The organism is Paenibacillus sp. JMULE4 (genome assembly GCF_013337105.1).
Lineage (GTDB): Bacteria > Bacillota > Bacilli > Paenibacillales > NBRC-103111 > Paenibacillus_G > Paenibacillus_G naphthalenovorans.
On record NZ_SGWF01000013.1, the window covers coordinates 81757 to 100413 of the forward strand.

18 protein-coding genes are annotated in these 18657 nt (G+C 54.5%); 2 read left to right on the plus strand and 16 right to left on the minus strand.

Annotated elements, in window-relative coordinates:
• Nucleotides 1-29: 29 nt before the first annotated feature.
• From EXW96_RS11915 to EXW96_RS11975, 13 genes are all read right to left on the minus strand, one after another.
• A complete protein-coding gene (locus EXW96_RS11915; RefSeq protein ID WP_062407917.1) occupies nucleotides 30-380 on the minus strand; it encodes a putative DNA-binding protein in 351 nt (116 codons plus the stop codon).
• Nucleotides 381-536: 156 nt separating this feature from the next.
• A complete protein-coding gene (gene ftsY / locus EXW96_RS11920) occupies nucleotides 537-1541 on the minus strand; it encodes a signal recognition particle-docking protein FtsY (RefSeq protein WP_062407914.1) in 1005 nt (334 codons plus the stop codon).
• A 73-nt stretch (nucleotides 1542-1614) separates the two neighbouring features.
• Entirely contained in the window at nucleotides 1615-5190 is a 3576-nt protein-coding gene (gene smc, locus EXW96_RS11925; RefSeq protein ID WP_174350633.1) for a chromosome segregation protein SMC, read from the minus strand.
• Nucleotides 5191-5310: 120 nt separating this feature from the next.
• Nucleotides 5311-6015: a ribonuclease III gene (gene rnc / locus EXW96_RS11930; protein ID WP_054818956.1), complete on the minus strand. Its 705-nt coding sequence runs from the start codon at nucleotides 6013-6015 to the stop codon at nucleotides 5311-5313.
• Nucleotides 6016-6102: 87 nt separating this feature from the next.
• Complete coding sequence (fabF, locus tag EXW96_RS11935; protein WP_074728128.1) at nucleotides 6103-7341, minus strand: beta-ketoacyl-ACP synthase II; 1239 nt, start codon at nucleotides 7339-7341, stop codon at nucleotides 6103-6105.
• Nucleotides 7342-7468: 127 nt separating this feature from the next.
• Complete coding sequence (gene acpP, locus EXW96_RS11940) at nucleotides 7469-7702, minus strand: acyl carrier protein (protein WP_010501107.1); 234 nt, start codon at nucleotides 7700-7702, stop codon at nucleotides 7469-7471.
• A 166-nt stretch (nucleotides 7703-7868) separates the two neighbouring features.
• Nucleotides 7869-8609, minus strand: a complete 741-nt coding sequence (gene fabG / locus EXW96_RS11945) for a 3-oxoacyl-[acyl-carrier-protein] reductase (RefSeq protein WP_174350634.1) — start codon at nucleotides 8607-8609, stop codon at nucleotides 7869-7871.
• A gap of 24 nt (nucleotides 8610-8633) precedes the next feature.
• The gene (fabD, locus tag EXW96_RS11950; RefSeq protein ID WP_054818954.1) at nucleotides 8634-9575 is read right to left on the minus strand and encodes an ACP S-malonyltransferase; all 942 of its coding nucleotides are present in this window, start codon (nucleotides 9573-9575) and stop codon (nucleotides 8634-8636) included.
• Between the two features lie 45 nt (nucleotides 9576-9620).
• On the minus strand, nucleotides 9621-10607 hold the full coding sequence (locus EXW96_RS11955) for a beta-ketoacyl-ACP synthase III (protein WP_054818953.1): 987 nt from the start codon (nucleotides 10605-10607) through the stop codon (nucleotides 9621-9623).
• A 4-nt stretch (nucleotides 10608-10611) separates the two neighbouring features.
• Nucleotides 10612-11610 carry a phosphate acyltransferase PlsX gene (gene plsX / locus EXW96_RS11960; protein WP_174350635.1) on the minus strand — a complete coding sequence of 333 codons (999 nt, stop codon included), beginning with the start codon at nucleotides 11608-11610 and terminating at the stop codon, nucleotides 10612-10614.
• A complete protein-coding gene (gene fapR / locus EXW96_RS11965) occupies nucleotides 11594-12202 on the minus strand; it encodes a transcription factor FapR (RefSeq protein ID WP_074728132.1) in 609 nt (202 codons plus the stop codon). The genes plsX and fapR overlap by 17 nt, the downstream gene beginning before the upstream one ends.
• 225 nt (nucleotides 12203-12427) lie before the next feature.
• Entirely contained in the window at nucleotides 12428-12601 is a 174-nt protein-coding gene (gene rpmF, locus EXW96_RS11970; RefSeq protein ID WP_062407904.1) for a 50S ribosomal protein L32, read from the minus strand.
• A gap of 36 nt (nucleotides 12602-12637) precedes the next feature.
• Entirely contained in the window at nucleotides 12638-13165 is a 528-nt protein-coding gene (locus tag EXW96_RS11975; protein ID WP_054818952.1) for a YceD family protein, read from the minus strand.
• 139 nt (nucleotides 13166-13304) lie between these two features.
• Between EXW96_RS11975 and EXW96_RS11980 the strand changes: the two genes are divergently transcribed.
• Nucleotides 13305-14567 carry a nucleotidyltransferase gene (locus tag EXW96_RS11980; RefSeq protein WP_137670020.1) on the plus strand — a complete coding sequence of 421 codons (1263 nt, stop codon included), beginning with the start codon at nucleotides 13305-13307 and terminating at the stop codon, nucleotides 14565-14567.
• On the opposite strand, the gene EXW96_RS11985 is transcribed toward EXW96_RS11980, so the two are convergent.
• Complete coding sequence (locus EXW96_RS11985; protein ID WP_249929541.1) at nucleotides 14551-15636, minus strand: SepM family pheromone-processing serine protease; 1086 nt, start codon at nucleotides 15634-15636, stop codon at nucleotides 14551-14553. The two genes, EXW96_RS11980 and EXW96_RS11985, sit on opposite strands and share 17 nt — an antisense overlap.
• A 142-nt stretch (nucleotides 15637-15778) precedes the next feature.
• Between EXW96_RS11985 and EXW96_RS11990 the strand changes: the two genes are divergently transcribed.
• Nucleotides 15779-17038, plus strand: a complete 1260-nt coding sequence (locus EXW96_RS11990; RefSeq protein ID WP_074728139.1) for a nucleoside recognition domain-containing protein — start codon at nucleotides 15779-15781, stop codon at nucleotides 17036-17038.
• 63 nt (nucleotides 17039-17101) lie between these two features.
• Here the strand turns inward: EXW96_RS11990 and coaD are convergent, their stop codons facing one another.
• Nucleotides 17102-17626 (minus strand): pantetheine-phosphate adenylyltransferase, encoded by a 525-nt coding sequence (coaD, locus tag EXW96_RS11995; RefSeq protein WP_054818951.1) that lies wholly within the window; start codon nucleotides 17624-17626, stop codon nucleotides 17102-17104.
• Between the two features lie 40 nt (nucleotides 17627-17666).
• Nucleotides 17667-18227: a 16S rRNA (guanine(966)-N(2))-methyltransferase RsmD gene (gene rsmD, locus EXW96_RS12000; RefSeq protein ID WP_174350636.1), complete on the minus strand. Its 561-nt coding sequence runs from the start codon at nucleotides 18225-18227 to the stop codon at nucleotides 17667-17669.
• Nucleotides 18228-18657 lie beyond the last annotated feature (430 nt).

An 18657-nucleotide genomic window follows, 5' to 3' on the forward strand; every position in this document is an offset into this window, starting at 1 on the left:
AAGGGCTTCACCACCTTGCGAAGGGAATATTAGTCAAGTTCATACAGGTGTTCCGTTATAGCCCTGACTTCCGCTTGTTTTGCTGCGGGCAAGTCCCGGACTACAAGCTCAAGCTGCTGAAGGAGCTTCCGCCGCTCTTCATGTTTGGCGAGCAGTTGCAGCTTCGATTCATAATCCTCCAGCACAGATTCGGCCCGTTTAATATGTTCGTATACCGCTTGGCGGCTGATGCCGAATTCGGCCGCAATCTCCCCAAGCGAATAATCGTCATGAAAATAATGCTTCAAAAAAATCTGCTGCTTCTCCGTCAGCAGCCGTTCGTAGAAATCGAACAGCAAATTGATCCGGGTCGTCTTCGAAAGGACGGTTTCCTCCGTCATTCGTGCCTCACCTCCGTTAAGGTAAAACACTTTACAGCAAGCAACATCACCTATCATACTGAATTCGCAGATCGTTGTCAAGATTTTCTCCTTGTCAGCATAAATGCCTGTCAGAACGGGATCCAGAGAGCCTTTGCCTTACCGGTAAGCCTAGCGTCAGCTCTCCGCCTGCTCCTGGTCCTTATCCGATTCCGCAATCCATTTGCTGAACAGGGCATGTACAAACTGATCCGAATCGAAGGGCTGCAGATCGTCCATCTTTTCCCCAAGACCGACGAATTTGACCGGCAGCTTCAGTTCTTGACGGATGGCCACGACGATGCCGCCTTTGGCCGTTCCGTCCAGCTTCGTTAAAACAAGGCCGGTCAGCCCCGATTTCTCGTCGAACAGCTTGGCCTGGGTCATCGCATTCTGTCCCGTCGTCGCATCCAGTACGAGCAGCACCTCATGCGGCGCTTCCGGCACTTCGCGGCGAATGACGCGATAAATTTTGTTTAGCTCCTCCATCAGGTTCACTTTGTTCTGCAGCCGCCCGGCCGTATCGCACAGCAGCACGTCAACCCCCCGCGATTTGGCCGCCTGCAGCGCATCGTACATCACAGCCGCCGGATCGGAGCCGGCCTGCTGTTTGATGACGTCCACACCGACGCGGCGTCCCCATTCCTCCAGCTGCTCAATCGCGCCTGCCCGGAAGGTATCGCCAGCCGCAAGCAGCACCTTTTTGCCCTGCGACTTCAACCTATGCGCCATTTTGCCGATCGTGGTCGTTTTGCCTACCCCGTTCACGCCGACGAACAAGATGACCGTCAGTCCGTTCTCCGCCATCTTGAGCTCCGCCTGCTCGCTGGCCTTGAGCAGCGCAATCAGCATTTCAGACAAAATCGGCTGGAGCTCGCCCGGATTTTCGATTTTGCGTTTGCGAACCTCGCTTCGGAGGTCGTCGATCAGCTTCAAAACCGTATTCACGCCGACATCGGCGCCGATTAAAATTTCCTCAAGCTCCTCATAAAAGTCCTCGTCGATTTTTTTGCGGCGCGAGAACAAGTCCTCCACCCGCTCGACGAACACATCTCTTGTTTTCGCCAAGCCTTCTTTAAACTTATTGGTTACCGATTCGGTCTTGGTCGAGATCGTTTCCTTCAGACGTTTGAAAAAGCTCACTGCTGAGCACCTGCCTTTATGATCAATATAACTATACGTGAGCCCGAATGTATTGCGGCACAGCCGCCGCCGGTCAACCGGCCTCCATGATCGCCTCGTCTTCCTCCAAGCGAACGGAGACGAGCTTGGATACGCCGCCTTCCTCCATCGTTACGCCGTACAGGACATCCGCTTCCTCCATCGTCCCTTTGCGGTGCGTCACGACGATAAACTGCGTTTGCTGCGAGAATTCGCGCAAGTACTCGGCAAAGCGGGCTACATTGGCCTCATCCAGCGCCGCTTCCACTTCATCGAGCACGCAGAACGGCACCGGCTTGACGCGAATGATCGAGAACAACAGCGCGATGGCTGTAAGCGCCCGTTCGCCGCCGGAAAGCAGCTGGAGATTTTGCAGCTTTTTGCCCGGAGGCTGCGCCACAATCTCAATGCCCGTGTCAAGCAGACGATCCGGTTCGGACAGGATGAGATCCGCCCGGCCGCCGCCGAACAGCTTTGCAAAGACAACAACAAAGTGTGAACGAATCGCATCGAAGGTCGAGCGGAACCGTCTTCCCATCTCCTCGTCCATCTCGCGGATCACAGCATACAGCGCGGTCTTCGCCTCCACAAGGTCATTCTTTTGCTCGGATAAAAATTGATAACGCTCATTGACGCGCTGATATTCATCGATCGCGCCGAGGTTCACCTCGCCGAGAATAGCGATTTCGCGTTTGAGCTCGCGGACTTTGTTCTGCGTACCCAGCACATCCTCAGGAACGGGATAGCGCACCTTCGCCAGCTCGTAGCTAAGCTCGTAGTCATCCCACAACTTCTTGAGCAGATTCTCCAGTTCCACGTCCAAGCGGTTTACGCGCACTTCCGTCTGGTGCAGCTGTTCCTCCACTTGGCGAAGCTTCGTCCGCTGATCCTTTGTTTTGCTTTCTTCCGCTTCCAGCTTCGCGATCCATTCCGAGCGTTTAGCGCGCTTCATATCCAACTGCTCGGCGCACTGCTGCTTCCTCAGCTTCAAATCGTTGAGCTGCTCGATTTGCAGCACGCTTTCCTGCTCGTGGTTCGCCATATCCGATTCCTGCTGCCGCTGCAGCTCCCGATTGGCCTCCAACTCTGCCTTCAGCGCGTCGAACTCTGCCCGCAAGCGGCGATCCTGCTCCTGCAGCGACTGCTTTTCCTGCGACTGGGAGGCTGCGGTTACCTTCAGATCGGTCAGCTGGGTTTGCAGCTCCTCCTTGGCCATTTCGCTCGCTTTACGGCGGATTTCCGCCTCGCGAATCGCTCCCTGCAGGGCCGTCTCTTCGCCTTGCAGGCGCTCTAAAGCCTCAAGCGCGCTGATCCGGCGCTTCTCCAGCTCAGCCCGCTCTTCCGCAAGCGACTGCCCGTCTGCTCCATAGAGCTCAAGCTGCTGAGCGACCTGCTTTGCCTCGTTTTCCAGCGGTTCCAGCGATGCCCGGATCTGCTGCTCTTCAATCCGCCGGCTTTCGCCAAGCGCCCGCAGCTCGTCCAATTCTTTCGACGCTTCCCCGATCTCGCGCCGCACCTGTTCCGCTTTTGCACGCAGGCTGCGAAGCTGGGATTCGGATTGAGCGATTTCTTTGTCCATTTCCTCAATCTGACGCTGACGGCTAAGCAAGCTGGTCGTTTTCTTTTGCTGGCTTCCTCCGGACATCGACCCTCCGGGATTGACCACATCGCCCTCCAGCGTGACAACGCGATAGCGGTACTGCACCCTGGCCGCAATCCGGTTAGCCATTTCCAGCGTCTGCGCGATAATAACATTGCCCAGCAAGCTTGAGGCAATTTGGCGATAAGGCTCGTCGAACTGCACCAGATCGACGGCAATCCCGACAAACCCTTCCATTCCCTGCACCTGTCGCTGCTCGCTGTCCGGAATCGACCGTCCCCGGATGACATCCAGAGGCAGGAATGTAGCACGGCCAAGCTGCCGGCGCTTCAGGAAAGCAATCGCCTCCCGCCCGTTCGCTTCGTTATCCACGACGATATGCTGAAGCGCGCCGCCCAGCGCCGTCTCCATGGCAAGCTCCACATGTGCAGGCACCTTCACCAGCTCGGCGACAGCGCCGTGAATACCGCGCAAATCACCGCGTTTCTTTGCTTTCAGCACCTCTTTAACGCCGTGCATAAAGCCGTCGTAATCGTTTGCCATCTCACGCATCGTATCGCGCCGGGACACCATGGCGTCCAGCTTTTGCTCCCATTTGCGCACGGTCGCCTGAGCCTCTTCCAACAACGTCTGCTTTTCTTTCAGCCCTTGGCTCAAATCCAAATACCGGTTGCGTACTTCGGCAATTCCATCGACGACCTGCTGCAATCTGTGCTCCAGCTTCGCCTTGCGCTCGGCAATGCTCTCCTGCTGTTCGGCCCACTTCCGGTGCTCGTCGCCCAGCCGGTCCATCCGGCGGGTCAGCGCCTCAAGCTGCTGCTCGGCATACCTCGCTTCGTTGCGCGCGTTGGCCGAAGCGTTCAACACCTCCAGCAGCTCGCTTTTGAGCCTGTCCTCCTCGGCGCTGCTGGTTCCGCCAGCAACGCCCAGCAGACGGTCTTCCTCCGCCTTCAGGAGCGCCTCCGTTTCGGACAGACGGCTGGCAATCTCCCCAAGCTTGTCCCGCAGCGCAGTAATTTCCGCTTCTTTTTCGAGAAGACGCTGTTCTTGCTGCCTTATGGTCAGCTCAAGCTGATTCCGGTTGGCGGCGTAGTTCTTTTTCCGCTCCTTTAATACTTCTCCGTGACCTTCGCACTTCTCGAAGTCCTCGCTGAGCTTCAGCAGCTGCTGCTGAAGCTGCTCGATATTCTCCTCCAGCTTTCTCATTTCCAGACGGTCGGTTTCAAGCTGGGCATCGTGCACGCTTACAAAGCCGGACAACTCCAGCTGGGCCTGACGCAGCTCTTCGAGCTTGGCATTGGTTTCAGACCATGTTGCGTGGATCTGCTCAATCTGGTATACATACATTGCGATTTCGCTCGATTTCAGCTGCTCTTTCAATTCTTTGAATCGAACAGCCTTCTCCGATTGAATTCGCAGCGGTTCCAATTGGTCCTCCAGCTCCGTCACGAGATCGTGTATCCGCAGCAGATTTTGTTCGGTTTCCTGCAACTTTTTTTCCGTTTCTTTCTTGCGCGATTTATATTTCACAATCCCCGAAGCTTCCTCAAATATCCCCCGGCGATCCTCCGACTTCGTGCTCAAAATTTCCTCGATTCGCCCTTGGCCGATGATCGAGTAGGCTTCTTTCCCGATCCCCGTATCCATGAACAGCTCGGTAATATCTTTCAGCCGGCAAGGCTGCTTATTGATGAGGTATTCGCTCTCGCCGCTTCGGTGAACTCTGCGGGTCACCGTCACTTCATTATAATCGAGCGGCAGCGATTGGCTGGTATTATCCAGCGTCAGCGACACTTCCCCGTAGTTAACCGCTTTGCGGGCGTCGCTGCCGGCAAAAATGATGTCTTCCATCTTGCCTCCGCGCAGCGACCTGGCGCTCTGCTCCCCCAGCACCCAGCGAATGCCGTCGGAAATATTGCTTTTCCCGCTGCCGTTGGGTCCGACCACCGCGGTAATCCCCTGAACAAACTCCAGTTCGGTGCGGTCCGCAAACGATTTAAAGCCCGAAAGCTCGATACGTTTCAAAAACAATTCGCTCACCTCTTACGGCTATTGTAACATATTCCCTAGACTTAGTAGATACAGTTGCCTTTAACGCATAAAAAAAGCGACGACCTGTTACACCGGCCGCCACTTCCACTCCCATTTCCGTTATGGCTTCTGAACCTTTACCTGCAGTGTGTCTAATGCTTCTGCCGCCGCTTGCTGCTCCGCTTCCTTTTTGGAACGCCCGGTCCCTTGACCCAGCAGTTGATCGTGAAGATAAACCTCCGCAACAAATTCCCGCTCATGCGCCGGACCCCGTTCGTCTACGATCTTATATTCCAGCGGACCCAGATTACGCTGCTGCGTATGCTCCTGCAAAAACGTTTTAAAATCAGCCGTAAGCAAACGCCCCTGCTGAGGCAGATGAGGAAACATATGCTTTTGCAAAAACGTCCTTACCGTTTCCAACCCCTGATCCAAATACAAGGCGCCGATAAACGATTCGAACACATCTGCGAGCAGGGCCGGACGGGTTCTTCCTCCGGTCAGCTCTTCTCCTTTGCCGAGCAGCACATAAGATCCGAAATCGAGCTGTTCGGCAAAGCCGACAAGCGAGGGCTCGCAGACGATCGAAGCTCTTAATTTGGTCAGTTCTCCTTCCGGACGGTCAGGATACTTCTCAAACAAGTACTCCGATACCGTCAGTTCCAGGACAGCATCCCCTAAAAACTCCAACCGTTCGTTATCCTTGTAATGACCTACGCGGTGTTCGTTCACATAAGAGGAATGCGTAAATGCCTGCCGAAGAAGATCGGGATTATTAAAGGGCAAGCGCAATTCCGACTGGAGCTGCTTCAGGTTGCGATGCATATCTTATCACCTTCGTGTGGGCGGATGGCTTCGTGGAACCGTGGTTCCACGAAACAATATTTTAGTATAGACAACCACGAGAACATTTTATGCTTCGAATTTCTTGAGAATGACGGTGGCGTTATGGCCTCCAAAGCCGAACGAGTTGGACATCACGACATGAAGATCCGCTTGACGCGCCACATTCGGAACATAATCCAAATCACATTCCGGATCCTGATCGTCCAGATTGATCGTCGGCGGGATCGTTCCGTGCTTCAATGCAAGCGCGCAGATCAGCGCCTCCACTCCGCCCGCAGCGCCAAGAAGATGGCCTGTCATCGACTTGGTGGAGCTGACAGCCAGCTTATAAGCGTGATCGCCAAAAGCTGTCTTGATCGCAGTGGTTTCGGATTTATCGCCGACCGGTGTCGAGGTGCCGTGCGCATTAATGTAATCGATCGCTTCAAACGAAATGCCTGCGTCTTTCACCGCTGCTGCCATGCAGCGGGCTGCGCCGTTCGGATCGGGATCTGTCATATGGTAAGCGTCGCCGCTCATGCCGTAACCGATAACCTCGCCGTAAATCCGGGCGCCGCGCTTCAATGCATGCTCAAGCGATTCAAGAATGAGGATGCCTGCGCCTTCGCCCATAACGAAGCCGTCGCGTCCGGTATCAAAAGGGCGGCTCGCCTTCTCCGGCTCGTCATTGCGTGTCGACATCGCGCGCAGCGCGCAAAAGCCGGCGACCCCGGTCGGGCTGATCGTGGCTTCCGCACCTCCGCAAATCATGACATCCGCATCGCCGTACTGAATCTTCTTGAATGCGTCGCCAATGGAGTGCGTACCTGTGGCACAGGCGGTGACTGCCGTGCTGTTGGGCCCTTTGGCTCCCGTAATCATGGAGATTTGACCCGAAGCCATATTCGCGATCATCATCGGAATGAAGAAAGGACTCACGCGTTTCGGTCCTTTTTCAAGCAGGATTTTATGCTGCTCCTCCCAAGTGGACAGACCGCCGATGCCCGATCCTACATAAACGCCTACACGTTCGGGATTGGTATCTTCCTTAATATTCAGTCCCGAGTCTTTCAATGCCATCAGAGTGGCCGCCACGGCAAACTGCACAAATCGGTCCATTCGGCGGGCTTCCTTCTTGTCGAAGTATTCCTCAGGATTAAAGTCTTTGATTTCCGCAGCAATTCGAGTAGGATATTCGGATGCATCGAAGGACTCAATCTGGCTTATTCCGGACTTGCCGGCGAGCAGGCTTGCCCAAAACGTTTCAAGATCGCGCCCGAGCGAGGACATCACGCCGAGACCCGTAATTACGACTCTTTGTTTCACTTTAACCCACCTCTATTTTAAAATAACTTTCGTTATTTATTTCTTTATAAAAAAGCGTAAAGAGAAGCTTCCCGGGGTTCGGAATGGAGATAAGTCCCGTCACATAAAGAAACGGGACTTAGAATGATTAAGTATGAGATTTTATGTACTCAACTACTTGACCTACAGTAGTAATTTTCTCTGCATCCTCATCAGAGATTTCCATATCAAACTCATCTTCCAATTCCATAACCAATTCTACGACATCGAGAGAATCGGCACCCAAATCATCTTTAAAAGATGCTTCAAGCGTCACTTCCGCCTCATCCACACCAAGACGGTCAACGACGATACGTTTTACACGATCCAATACATCGGACATCCGGTTCACCTCCTCTTTGGTATTATACTTAACTTATGGACAAATTGCCATAGTCAGCATTGGGGACACGAAAAAAAACAATTTCACGCCTTTTCCCGCCTTCAACCGGGTTCAACCCACCCGAAATTTCACAGGTCGCACTGTCTAGTAGTTGCCCCGGGAAGGGTTACATATACATGCCGCCGTCGACGTGAATCGTTTGACCGGTCATGTACGAGGAATCCTCGGAAGCCAGGAAACGAACCGCCTTGGCGATATCCTCCGGCTGACCCAGCCGGGCAAGAGGGATTTGCTGAAGCAGCTGATCTCTCATCTCGCCCGACAGCTTGTCGGTCATATCGGTTTCGATAAATCCGGGAGCCACGCAGTTTACTGTAATTCCGCGGGAGGCAAGCTCTTTGGCCGCTGCTTTCGTCATGCCGATAACCCCTGCCTTGGCTGCTACATAGTTGGTTTGACCGGCATTGCCAAGCGCTCCGACCACAGACGAAATATTGATGATCCGTCCGGAACGCTGCTTCATCATCGGACGGCTTGCCGCCTTGAGGCAGTTAAACACGCCCTTAAGATTCGTTTCGATCACCTGATCGAATTCTTCCTCTTTCATACGCATGATCAAATTGTCTCGCGTAATGCCCGCGTTGTTGACCAGGATATCGATCCGGCCGAACGTTTCCAGGATCTGTTTAAACATATCCTCAACCTCTTGAACCGCACCTACATTCGCCTTTATCTTGATCGCTTTGCGTCCCATCGCTTCGATTTGCTGCACCGTTTCCGCCGCAGCCGCTTCGCTTCCTGCATAGTTGACAGCTACATCCGCGCCGGCCTCCGCAAGCGACAAAGCGATCGCCCGGCCTATGCCGCGTGAAGCACCAGTCACCAGCGCTACTTTACCCGTAAGCATATCCTTCCATCCCTCCCATACAGGTTATACGTTAGATTCCAGCCGGAACTTCTCGATCGCTTCCAGACTGTTCACGGAATACACTTTTACGCTGCGGTCGATTTTCTTGAGCAGTCCGGCCAGCACGGTTCCGCTTCCGATTTCCACAAACGTATCCACACCCTGCCGGATCAGCCACGATACACTATCCTCCCAAAGCACGGACGAATGAACCTGATCGACCAGCAGCTGCCGGATCTCGTCGGGTTCTCCCGCCGGCTTGGCCGTTACGTTGGCTACGACCGGGATGCTCGCCCGGTTCATCTTCAAGCCGGACAAAACGCCGGATAAACGTTCCGAGGCCGGTTTCATCAGAGAGGAATGGAACGGTCCGCTTACCTCGAGCGGAATGACGCGCTTGGCTCCCGCCTCCTTGCCGCGTTCAACAATCGCCTGCACGCCTTCCTTGCTGCCGGAAATGACGATCTGTCCCGGACAATTCAGATTGGCAAGCTCCACCACCGCTCCGCTGCCGCTGATCTCGGCACAGAGGGTTTGCAAAGCCTCGCGCTCCGCTCCGAGCACGGCAGCCATCGCTCCCTGCCCGGCAGGTACGGCTGCGTCCATAAACTCGCCGCGCGCCCGGACGGTGCGAACCGCGTCCTCGAAACCGAGCACACCGGCCGCCACAAGGGCGCTGTATTCGCCCAAACTGTGCCCTGCCAAATAATCCGGCTGCAAGCCGTGACGGGAGCGGAAAAGCTCCAGGTAAGCCATGCTCGTCGCCAGCAGCGCCGGCTGCGTATTATAAGTCAATTTCAGCTCATTCTCGGGTCCCTCAAAGATCAGTTTCGTCAAGCTGAAACCCAGCGCCTTGTCGGCCGAATCAAAGATCGACCGTGCCGCCGCTTCGGCTTCATAGATATCTTTGCCCATGCCTACGGCCTGGGCCCCTTGCCCCGGGAACACGAATGCGATTTTCCCCATGTCAAGACAACTCCTTTCCATCCCGCTTGGTCTGCAGGTATTTTATTACCATACCAGTACGGAAGCTCCCCAGGTCAGGCCGCCGCCGAAGCCGACGAGCAGCAGACGGCTGCCTTCCTCCACTTTGCCCGCTTCCACCGCTTCCGCAAGGGCGATCGGGATCGAAGCCGCCGAGACGTTGCCGTACTTGTCCAGATTGATCATGCATTTCTCTTGACTTAGCTCCAGTCGGTTCAACGCCGATTGGATAATGCGGATATTCGCCTGATGGGGCACGAGCAGATCGATTTCGGATTTATCCATTCCCGCTTTGCGAAGCGCCTCTTCCGCGGCACTGCCCATGACGCGCACGGCAAATTTGAACACTTCCGATCCGGCCATAAAAATAAAATGCTGCTTGCCTTCCAGGCTTTGCGGAGAGGCGGGATAACGGGAGCCCCCGGCCGGAACTTTCAGGAGCTGTCCCCCGGTGCCGTCGGCGCCAAGCTCGAACGATTGGAAACCGCGGCCTTCCGGCACGACGCCAAGGACTGCGGCACCCGCCCCGTCGCCGAACAAAATGCAGGTGTTCCGGTCGGTGTAATCCGTGATCCTGGACAGGCATTCCGCTCCGACCACAAGCGCATATTTATACGTTCCGGTCGCAATAAAATTTGACGCATTGGCCAGACCGTAAATAAATCCGGTGCAGGCTGCGGACAAGTCGAAAGCCGCCGCTTTCTTCGCCCCCAGCTTTTCCTGCAAAATGCAGGCCGTCGAAGGGAAGGCCATATCCGGCGTAACCGTCGCCACAACGATCAGATCGAGCTGTTCCGCCGTAATTCCCGCATTTTTCAGCGCCTGCAAAGCGGCCTCATAAGCCAAATCGGACGAGGCTTGCTCGGGAGAAGCCATCCGGCGTTCACGAATCCCGGTACGGGTAACGATCCACTCGTCGTTTGTGTCCACCATTTTTTCCAGATCTTGATTCGTCAGCACCCGCTCGGGCACATATTTTCCCGTTCCTATAATACCAACAGGCAATAAGTTCATTGGTTTACAACTCGCTTCCATTACGGATTTCTGTCGATATACTTCCGACCAAATCGTTCTTCAAGGCCAGCCGGGCTTGCCGCACCGCATTTTTGAACGCCAGGGCATTGGAAGAACCATGGCTTTTCAGCACCAAGCCGTCGATGCCGAGCAGCGGAGCGGCGCCGTGTTCCGTGTAATCCAGCTTTTTGCGGAATTGGCCCAGCCCCTTTTTCACGATCGCAGCGGCAAGCTTGGTGTACCAGGTACGCGTAAACTCCTCTTTCAACGCCGAGAAAATAACGGATGCCGTACCTTCCATCGACTTCAGCATGATGTTGCCCGCAAAGCCGTCGCACACGACAACGTCACAGGGCTTCCGCAGCACATCCCTGGACTCCACGTTGCCGACAAACCGTATCGGCGCTTGTTCCAGCAGCGGGAAGGCCGCTTTGGCCACTTCATTGCCCTTCATGGCTTCCGTACCTACGTTAAGAAGACCGACACGCGGCTCATGAAGACCGTGCACCTTGCTTCGATACAGGCTACCCATGATCGCGTACTGCACCAATTGATTTGCAGTGGCATCCATGTTGGCTCCCAAATCAAGCGCCAGTATGCCTTCCCCGTCCGTCGTCGGCAGCATCGGAGCCAAAGCCGGCCTCTCGATGCCCGGAATCCGGCCGACCACAAGCAGTCCCGTCGTCATGAGCGCACCTGTATTGCCCGCCGAAATCATCGCATCGGCTTCCTTCTCCTTCACCATCCGGCCCGCAACTACCATGGAAGCGTCTTTTTTGCGCCTAACCGCCTTGACGGGCTCGTCATCGGCTTCAATCGTTTCGGAGGCATGCCGAAGCTCGAGATTGGCCGGCTCGTTTCCTTGAAGAAGCGGCTGGAGCCGGTCGGTGTCCCCCACCAGAATGACGGTAATATCCGCCCACTCTTTAGCCGCAGAGACAGCCCCTTCTACCGCCGCTTGCGGCGCGTGGTCTCCACCCATCGCATCAATCGCGATCCGCATGAGCTTCACCTCCTTCGGAGCGGTCTTTTTTCGAATGATAAATAATGAAATTTCCTTGAAACACTACCTCGTCTCCGACGTAGGTAAATACCTCCACCTTCGCTTTTCCTTTGGAAATGGAACGGACATACGCCTTCGCGATGCACTTTTCCCCCAAACGGACCTGCCGCACAAAGCGGATGTCCGCCGCCGCCGTGAGGGCGACCTGATCGTTGATCAGCGCTACGGCAAGCGAATTCGCCTGGGAGAAAATATGATGACCCCGTGCGATTTTCGTACGGGAGAACACATGCTCCTCTTTGATTTCAAAGATGGAAATCCCGCTTTTGTCAAGCTGAAGATCGATCACATCCCCAATGACTTCGTGAAGGGGAAGAGACCGCACCTGGTCATAAGACTGCTCGGCCATCATCTTCATCCGCTCGCGCAGCTCGGGGATACCGAGTTCCAGCCGATCCAGCCGGATGGTTTGTATACTTACCTGGAACAATCGTGTTAATTCTTCATCCGTAATAAAAGGGTTCTCTTCTATCGCTTTGGCCAACTGCTGCTGGCGCTGTCGTTTCGGTATGCGTTCGATGACGAGCACCACCTTTGTTCACATATGTACGAAAAACTTCTCATTCAAACCCTTTTACATCAAGCTATTGGCGTGTAAGCAGGAGCTTTTCTTTTCACTCCTCCCACTGAATACTTCATCTTATGACCAAGTCATAAAGAAAAGTATAAAGGATTCCTGTTTAAAATGGAAGTTGGCCGGCAAAAAAAATAGCGCCTCACCCCAGAGGGAAGCACTATTTTCTCGAACCGTATGCGATTACTGGTTCACGATCTCTCTTTTTTTGTAATGACCGCAAACTTTGCATACACGGTGAGCCATTTTCAACTCTCCGCAATTGTCACATTTAATCATGCCCGGAACTTCTAATTTAAAGTGAGTACGGCGCTTGTCACGGCGCGTTTTGGATGTTCTCCTTTGAGGTACTGCCATATTCCCACCTCCTTCAACGAATTCATTGCCGCCCGCCTACGATTGATCTTTAAAGAAATCCGCCAGTCCGGCCAGACGCGGGTCCACCTTGTCCTGGTGGCAGCCGCAAGCCTGTTCGTTTCTGTTGGTTCCGCAAACGGGACACAGCCCCTTGCAATCTTCACTGCACAGCGGAATGAACGGCACGGCAAGCATCACGCTCTCGACCAGATAAGGCTTCAGCTCTATTCGATCCTCTGAGACGTAAAGCACGTCTTCCTCGTTCTCTTCTTCGTCATCGGATGCATCCAGCAGCTTTTCTTCGCTTTTGACGAACGTTTCGTGAAACGGAATCGTCAAATGTTGAGCTACCGGAGCAAGGCATCGGGAACAGGCTTGTTCCACATCGATTTCCAGCTCTCCGGAAACTTCCGCAGCACCGGCTTGATCCTGCGCCTCCAGTCGGACGTGCAGGGGACCATAATCCAGCAAGCTTCCCGATTTCGGAAGAAACCCGGTCAAATCCTCGGTGCCTTCCAGCCGGATCGTGCCTTTTGCAGCCAAATCCTTTAAATGTATAAACACGAGATCACCCCAAACAAACAAAGATTATTATATCGACAACCGTTACATTTTGTCAACATTTTCAGTTCGTGCTATAGTGAATAATCATGTGTCTATGTTGTGAAAATGCACTGTGCAGCATGAACGGAGGACATTCCCTATGCGAACGGTCGGTTTAATTGTCGAATATAATCCGCTGCATAACGGTCACTACTATCATTACCAACAATCGAAAAAGGTTACGGGAGCGGACAGTGCGATTTGTATCATGAGCGGTCATTTCCTTCAACGGGGCGAGCCGGCCGTCGTCAATAAATGGGCGCGCGCCGAGATGGCGCTGCGCATGGGCGCCGACCTCGTGCTGGAGCTGCCTGTCGCCTTCTCCGCCCAGCCTGCGGAATGGTTTGCTTACGGAGCGGTGTCCGCTTTGGACGCTACCGGGATCGTAGACAGCCTGTGCTTCGGCTGCGAGAGCGGCAGCATCGATTGGCTGAAGGCGGCGGCGGACAAGCTGCACGAGGAGCCCGAAGAGCTGGCACGGTTGCTGCAGCTCGAGCTGAAAAAAGGCATGCCGTATCCGGCGGCCTACAGCAAAGCGGTATCTCATCTTCTGCCCGGGGCCAAGGAAGAAGAATTGGCAAAGCCGAACAATACGCTCGGGCTTCATTATGTGATCGCGCTGCGCCGTCTTCAAAGCCGGATTGAACCGTTCGCGATCACAAGAACGAAAGCGGAATTTAACCAGGCGAATATCACCGATAACCGGATTGCCAGCGCTACGGCCATCCGACGGATCCTGATGACGGACCGGTCGCTTACGGGCATCCGACCTTTCGTGCCCGCCGCAACACTGGAGATCATGACCCGCGAATGGAAGGCCGGCCGCGGACCGGTCGATTGGGAGCGCTTTGCGAAGCCGCTGCTGCTGCAGCTGATGCATCACAGCCCAGAGCAGCTTACGTCCTTTCATGAGGTGACCGAGGGGCTTGAGCACCGTATCCGCAAGGCGCTGGCGGACCTTCGTCCGGATACCGACGGGGACGCAGCACAAGCTTTGGTGGAGACGCTGATCGACAAGCTCAAAACGAAGCGGTACACGCGAACCAAGCTGCAGCGGACCCTGCTGCGTATCCTGCTGAACCATAGCAAGCAGGACCTATCCCCCGAAACGCTGCGGCAGGGCGTTCCGTATTTGCGGGTGCTGGGCTTCAGCCCGAAAGGACAGGAGCTGCTCAAACGGATGAAAAAAACGGCGAAGGTGCCTATCGTCACCAAAGTGACCACAGCAGCCTCGCCGCTCCTGGAGCTGGATATCCGCGCAACATCCGTCTATGCCTTGGGCTATGCGTCGCCGACACCGGACGATTGGTTCAGGGATTATTACGAAGCGCCCATTCGTATCCGGTCTAACTGCTTGGCTTGACCGGCAAACCGGCCAAGTACTGCAAAGCCTCATCCAACGTTCCTACGGGAACGACGGTCATGTCCGTACCGATTTCTTCAGCCCGCTTCTTTGCATCCGTATAGTTGGGGATCGTTCGACCGTCCGGCGTACGGTAATCCTTGGGGCTGAAGAAAATGTCGGCTCCCGCCCGGTCGGCTGCGACAACCTTATGTTGAATGCCCCCGATCACCCCAACATTGCCTTCCGGGTCAATTTCACCGGTGCCTGCGATTTTATACCCTTTCGTAATATCTTCCGGTACAAAACGGTTATAAATCTCAAGCGCAAACATCAGCCCGGCGGAGGGGCCGCCGATGTTCCCAGCCTTAATCGACACTTGTTTGCTTTCGTCTTCCGCCTTAACGCTGTGAACCTCTGCAGGAACGATGCCCAGTCCGGCTCTTTGCCTTTGGGCACCTGCCGGAGCAGTGGCGTCCTCGCTTGGCAGAACCGCCAAAGCGATGTTGCCCGTCCGGATGACGTTTCCCCGCTTATAGCTTATGGCCGCCGTATCCCCGGCTTTTTTATTCGCTAACGACGCCCTTAATTCATCCGCCGTTGTAATGGGCTTATCATCCACCTTGACGATATAATCCCCGGCCCGAAGAATCTCATGAGCCGGATAATCGGGATAAATATGCTCGACGACGACCCCGTCATGGCTGATCCGATATGGAATGTTCAACTTGTTATAGACAGCCTGAATCGCATCCGCTTGCGATGTCATCATGACGACCGCTTGCCGCTGGGTATATTCCGATTCGGACTCTCCCTTGCGCAGCAGGTCCTCCTTTAAACGCAGCTCCTGATAAGGGCTTATAAACGACATCAGGTACCCGTACACCGTTGCATCGCTTACCGCGACCGTGGTCAGCATAAACTGCCCTTTCTCTTCTTCGGACGCAGCCTGCTCCACTTGAACCATAGGCTGTATAACATCGGCCGTGCCGGGTTTGAAAATATACAGCGGCAGCGGCATGAAATAAATGAGATACAACAAAGCTATGGCAGTGAAAACCGAAAAAACGATGCGTGACGCCCGTTTCATATGTCGAGCCTCTCCCATAGAGCGTTTCCCCACCCGTTCCTTATGATAACCATCTCTCTGTATGGTGCGTCGGCATGGTCTAATCCATGCGGACAAAGCGTAAACATGTACCAATCTGATTTAAAAAGCTGGAGTGATTCGGATGAAAGCGTTGCAGGCCCTTCTTTCCCCACGCTTGACCACGTTGTACTTAGGCGCTGCGGCGCTTGCTTTGGTGATCAGCATCATCTTGTTCCCCGACCAAGCCTTTCAAGCCTCCCTTCAAGGCTTGAGCCTCTGGTGGAAGCTTGTGTTCCCGGCGCTGCTGCCGTTCCTGATCATTACCGAGCTGCTGCGCGGCATGGGAGTCCTGCACGGCCTCGGCGCATTGATGGAGCCTTTGCTGCGCGCACTCCTTCGGCTCCCCGGCGCCGGAGGCTGGGTAATCTCCCTCGGCTTCACGGCAGGCATGCCCGCCGGAGCCGCAGGGGTAAGCGCACTTCGCAAGGACGGGCTGCTTACACGGGAAGAAGGCGAACGGCTGTTGGCCGTTTCCCATATGTCCAGTCCCGTATTTATGATCGGCGTCGTCGGCGTCGGTTTCCTCGGCAGCCCTGCCGCCGGACTCGCGCTCGCCATTATCCATTATGCCGCGGCCCTGTTCATGGCCGTCTTTCACCGGTTCGGTTCCGGAAGGTACGCTCCCGTGAAAAAATACGCCGGAAAAGGCTGGATCTCTCACAGCTTTCAAGCGTTTTATGAAGCGAGGGTCCGCGACGGCCGGACGTTCGGCAAGCTGCTGGGTGATGCCGTCTCTTCCGGTGTGCAGCAGCTTTTCATTATTGGCGGGTACATCATGATGTTCTCCGTACTGGTCCATGCCCTGTCCCTTACCGGCCTGCCGGAGGCGCTGGCTTCCGCCGTTTCCCTGCTCGGAGCAAATCCAGGCGACGCGCTTTCGCTGATCTCCGCACTATTGACCGGTTTATTCGAACCGCACCTGGGCGCTTACGCGATGGCGCAGGCGGCCGGCGCATCCCAAAGTTCGTTCTTTTATGCGCTTCTCAGCATGCTGCTGGCTTGGGGCGGCCTGTCCACCCATGCACAAGTCAAAAGCCTGACCGTCTCGACGGATCTGCGGTATTTGCATTTTGTACGGTCGCGCATCCACCATGGAAGCATCGCCTTTGTGCTGACGCTGGTCTCCTGGAAGCCGCTGATGAGCTGGATGAGCCAAGAACAGCCCGTTCTCGCCAACTATGGTATCTACGGCTCCGATTGGGATGCCGGACGCGACAGTCTCTGGCCGTTCATTAGCCCGATGATGCTCCAGTTCGGAACCGTCATCTTGATCCTTCTAGTGCTTTCGGTGTTCGCAGCCTTTCTCTTTTACCGGGGACGCCAAAGGAACGGTCCGCTGTAAAGGAATCTGCGGTAACCCGGCGATGCAGGAGGATTAAGGAACAAGGCGTTTTTTCTACGCGGCCTAAGCCTTTACCCCGGTTCCATATTTGCCCTTCAGCGCCTTTTCTACCTCGGGAGGCACCAAATCGACCACTGGCCCGTGGAACCGGGCAACCTCTTTGACGATACTGGAGCTTAAGTACGAGTATTTGGGCGTGGACGTCATAAAGAACGTCTCAATATCATCTTTCAGCTTTCGATTTGTCGACGCCAGCTGCATCTCATATTCGAAATCCGAAACCGCGCGCAGTCCTCTGACGATAAGATTCGCGTTTTTTTTCTGCATATAATTGATAAGCAAATCGCGAAATCCGTCGATTTCTACATTCGGCAGATCGGCCGTCACCCTGCGCAGCAGTTCCATTCGCTCCTCCAGCGTAAACAGCGGATTTTTGCTCGTATTGTTCAGCACCGCCACCACCAGCTTATCGAACACCTTGGCAGCCCGGCGAATAATGTCCAGATGCCCGTTCGTCACAGGATCAAAACTTCCTGGATAAACCGCCACTTGGAGTCTTTGATTGGTTCCCTGCTCTTTTACGTCCATTTGTATGGTCAGCCCCCTATAACATTGCCCTTTGATGTTTCTATACCCTTGTACGGTTTTGATAAATCGTTATCGCCGTATCCCCGTATTCCGCCCGGCGTACCTGTTCCAACATTCCATAGGATTCCTCATGCCGGTCCTGCGCATCATGCTCGACGACGACGCGAGCTTCACCGGCCAGCAAGCCGCTCTGCTGCAATTGCCCCAGCAGCTCCCCGATGATCTTTAACTTGTATGGCGGATCCACAAAAACCAGATCAAACCGCGCCTCCCGTTTTGAAAGCGCTTTGATGGCGCGAAAGGCGTCATTGCGGTAAATCTCAGCCCGGTCCGAAAAGCCGGTGTTCTGAAGATTGTGACGGATCGTGTCGATCGCTTTCTTGTCCATATCCGTCAGCACGGCCCGGTCCATTCCGCGGCTGAGCGCTTCAATACTGAGCCCGCCTGTCCCGGCGAACAAATCCAGCACTTGTCCGCCGTCGAAATAAGGTCCGATCATGCTGAACACCGCTTCTTTCACCTTATCCGTTGTGGGCCTCGTCCCCATACCCGGCACCGCTTTGAGCGGCCGCCCTTTGGCACTGCCCGATATGACTCTCATCTTACAGCCTTCCTTTACCTGCGTAGTAATGCTATCGTACCATAAACAAATTCTTTTGCACAAAAAATCTAAAAAAATTTTTCCGGCCGATGTATATCTTGGTTCCGATCGGGTCATCCTTATATCATCGACATCCGAAAATGTCGTAGACAACCGCGGAGAAGACTTACGTTCCCCATAAGCTCTTCGTCCGGTTTCTCCTCTCCCATGAAAGGGCCTCGTCGCGAGACGGGGCCCTGAATTATTATGATCCCCCTCGATCAAGCCTCGATGATAACCATATACCCAAAATCCTCTTTTTTCCATTAATATTACTTTTTGTATTCATTCGCCGGATCGGCATTTTGAACTATAGTGTACGGGTTATATAGGTAAACGAATTTGATATTTCTATTGATTCCATTTCCGGATATTCTGTACACGGTGAAGG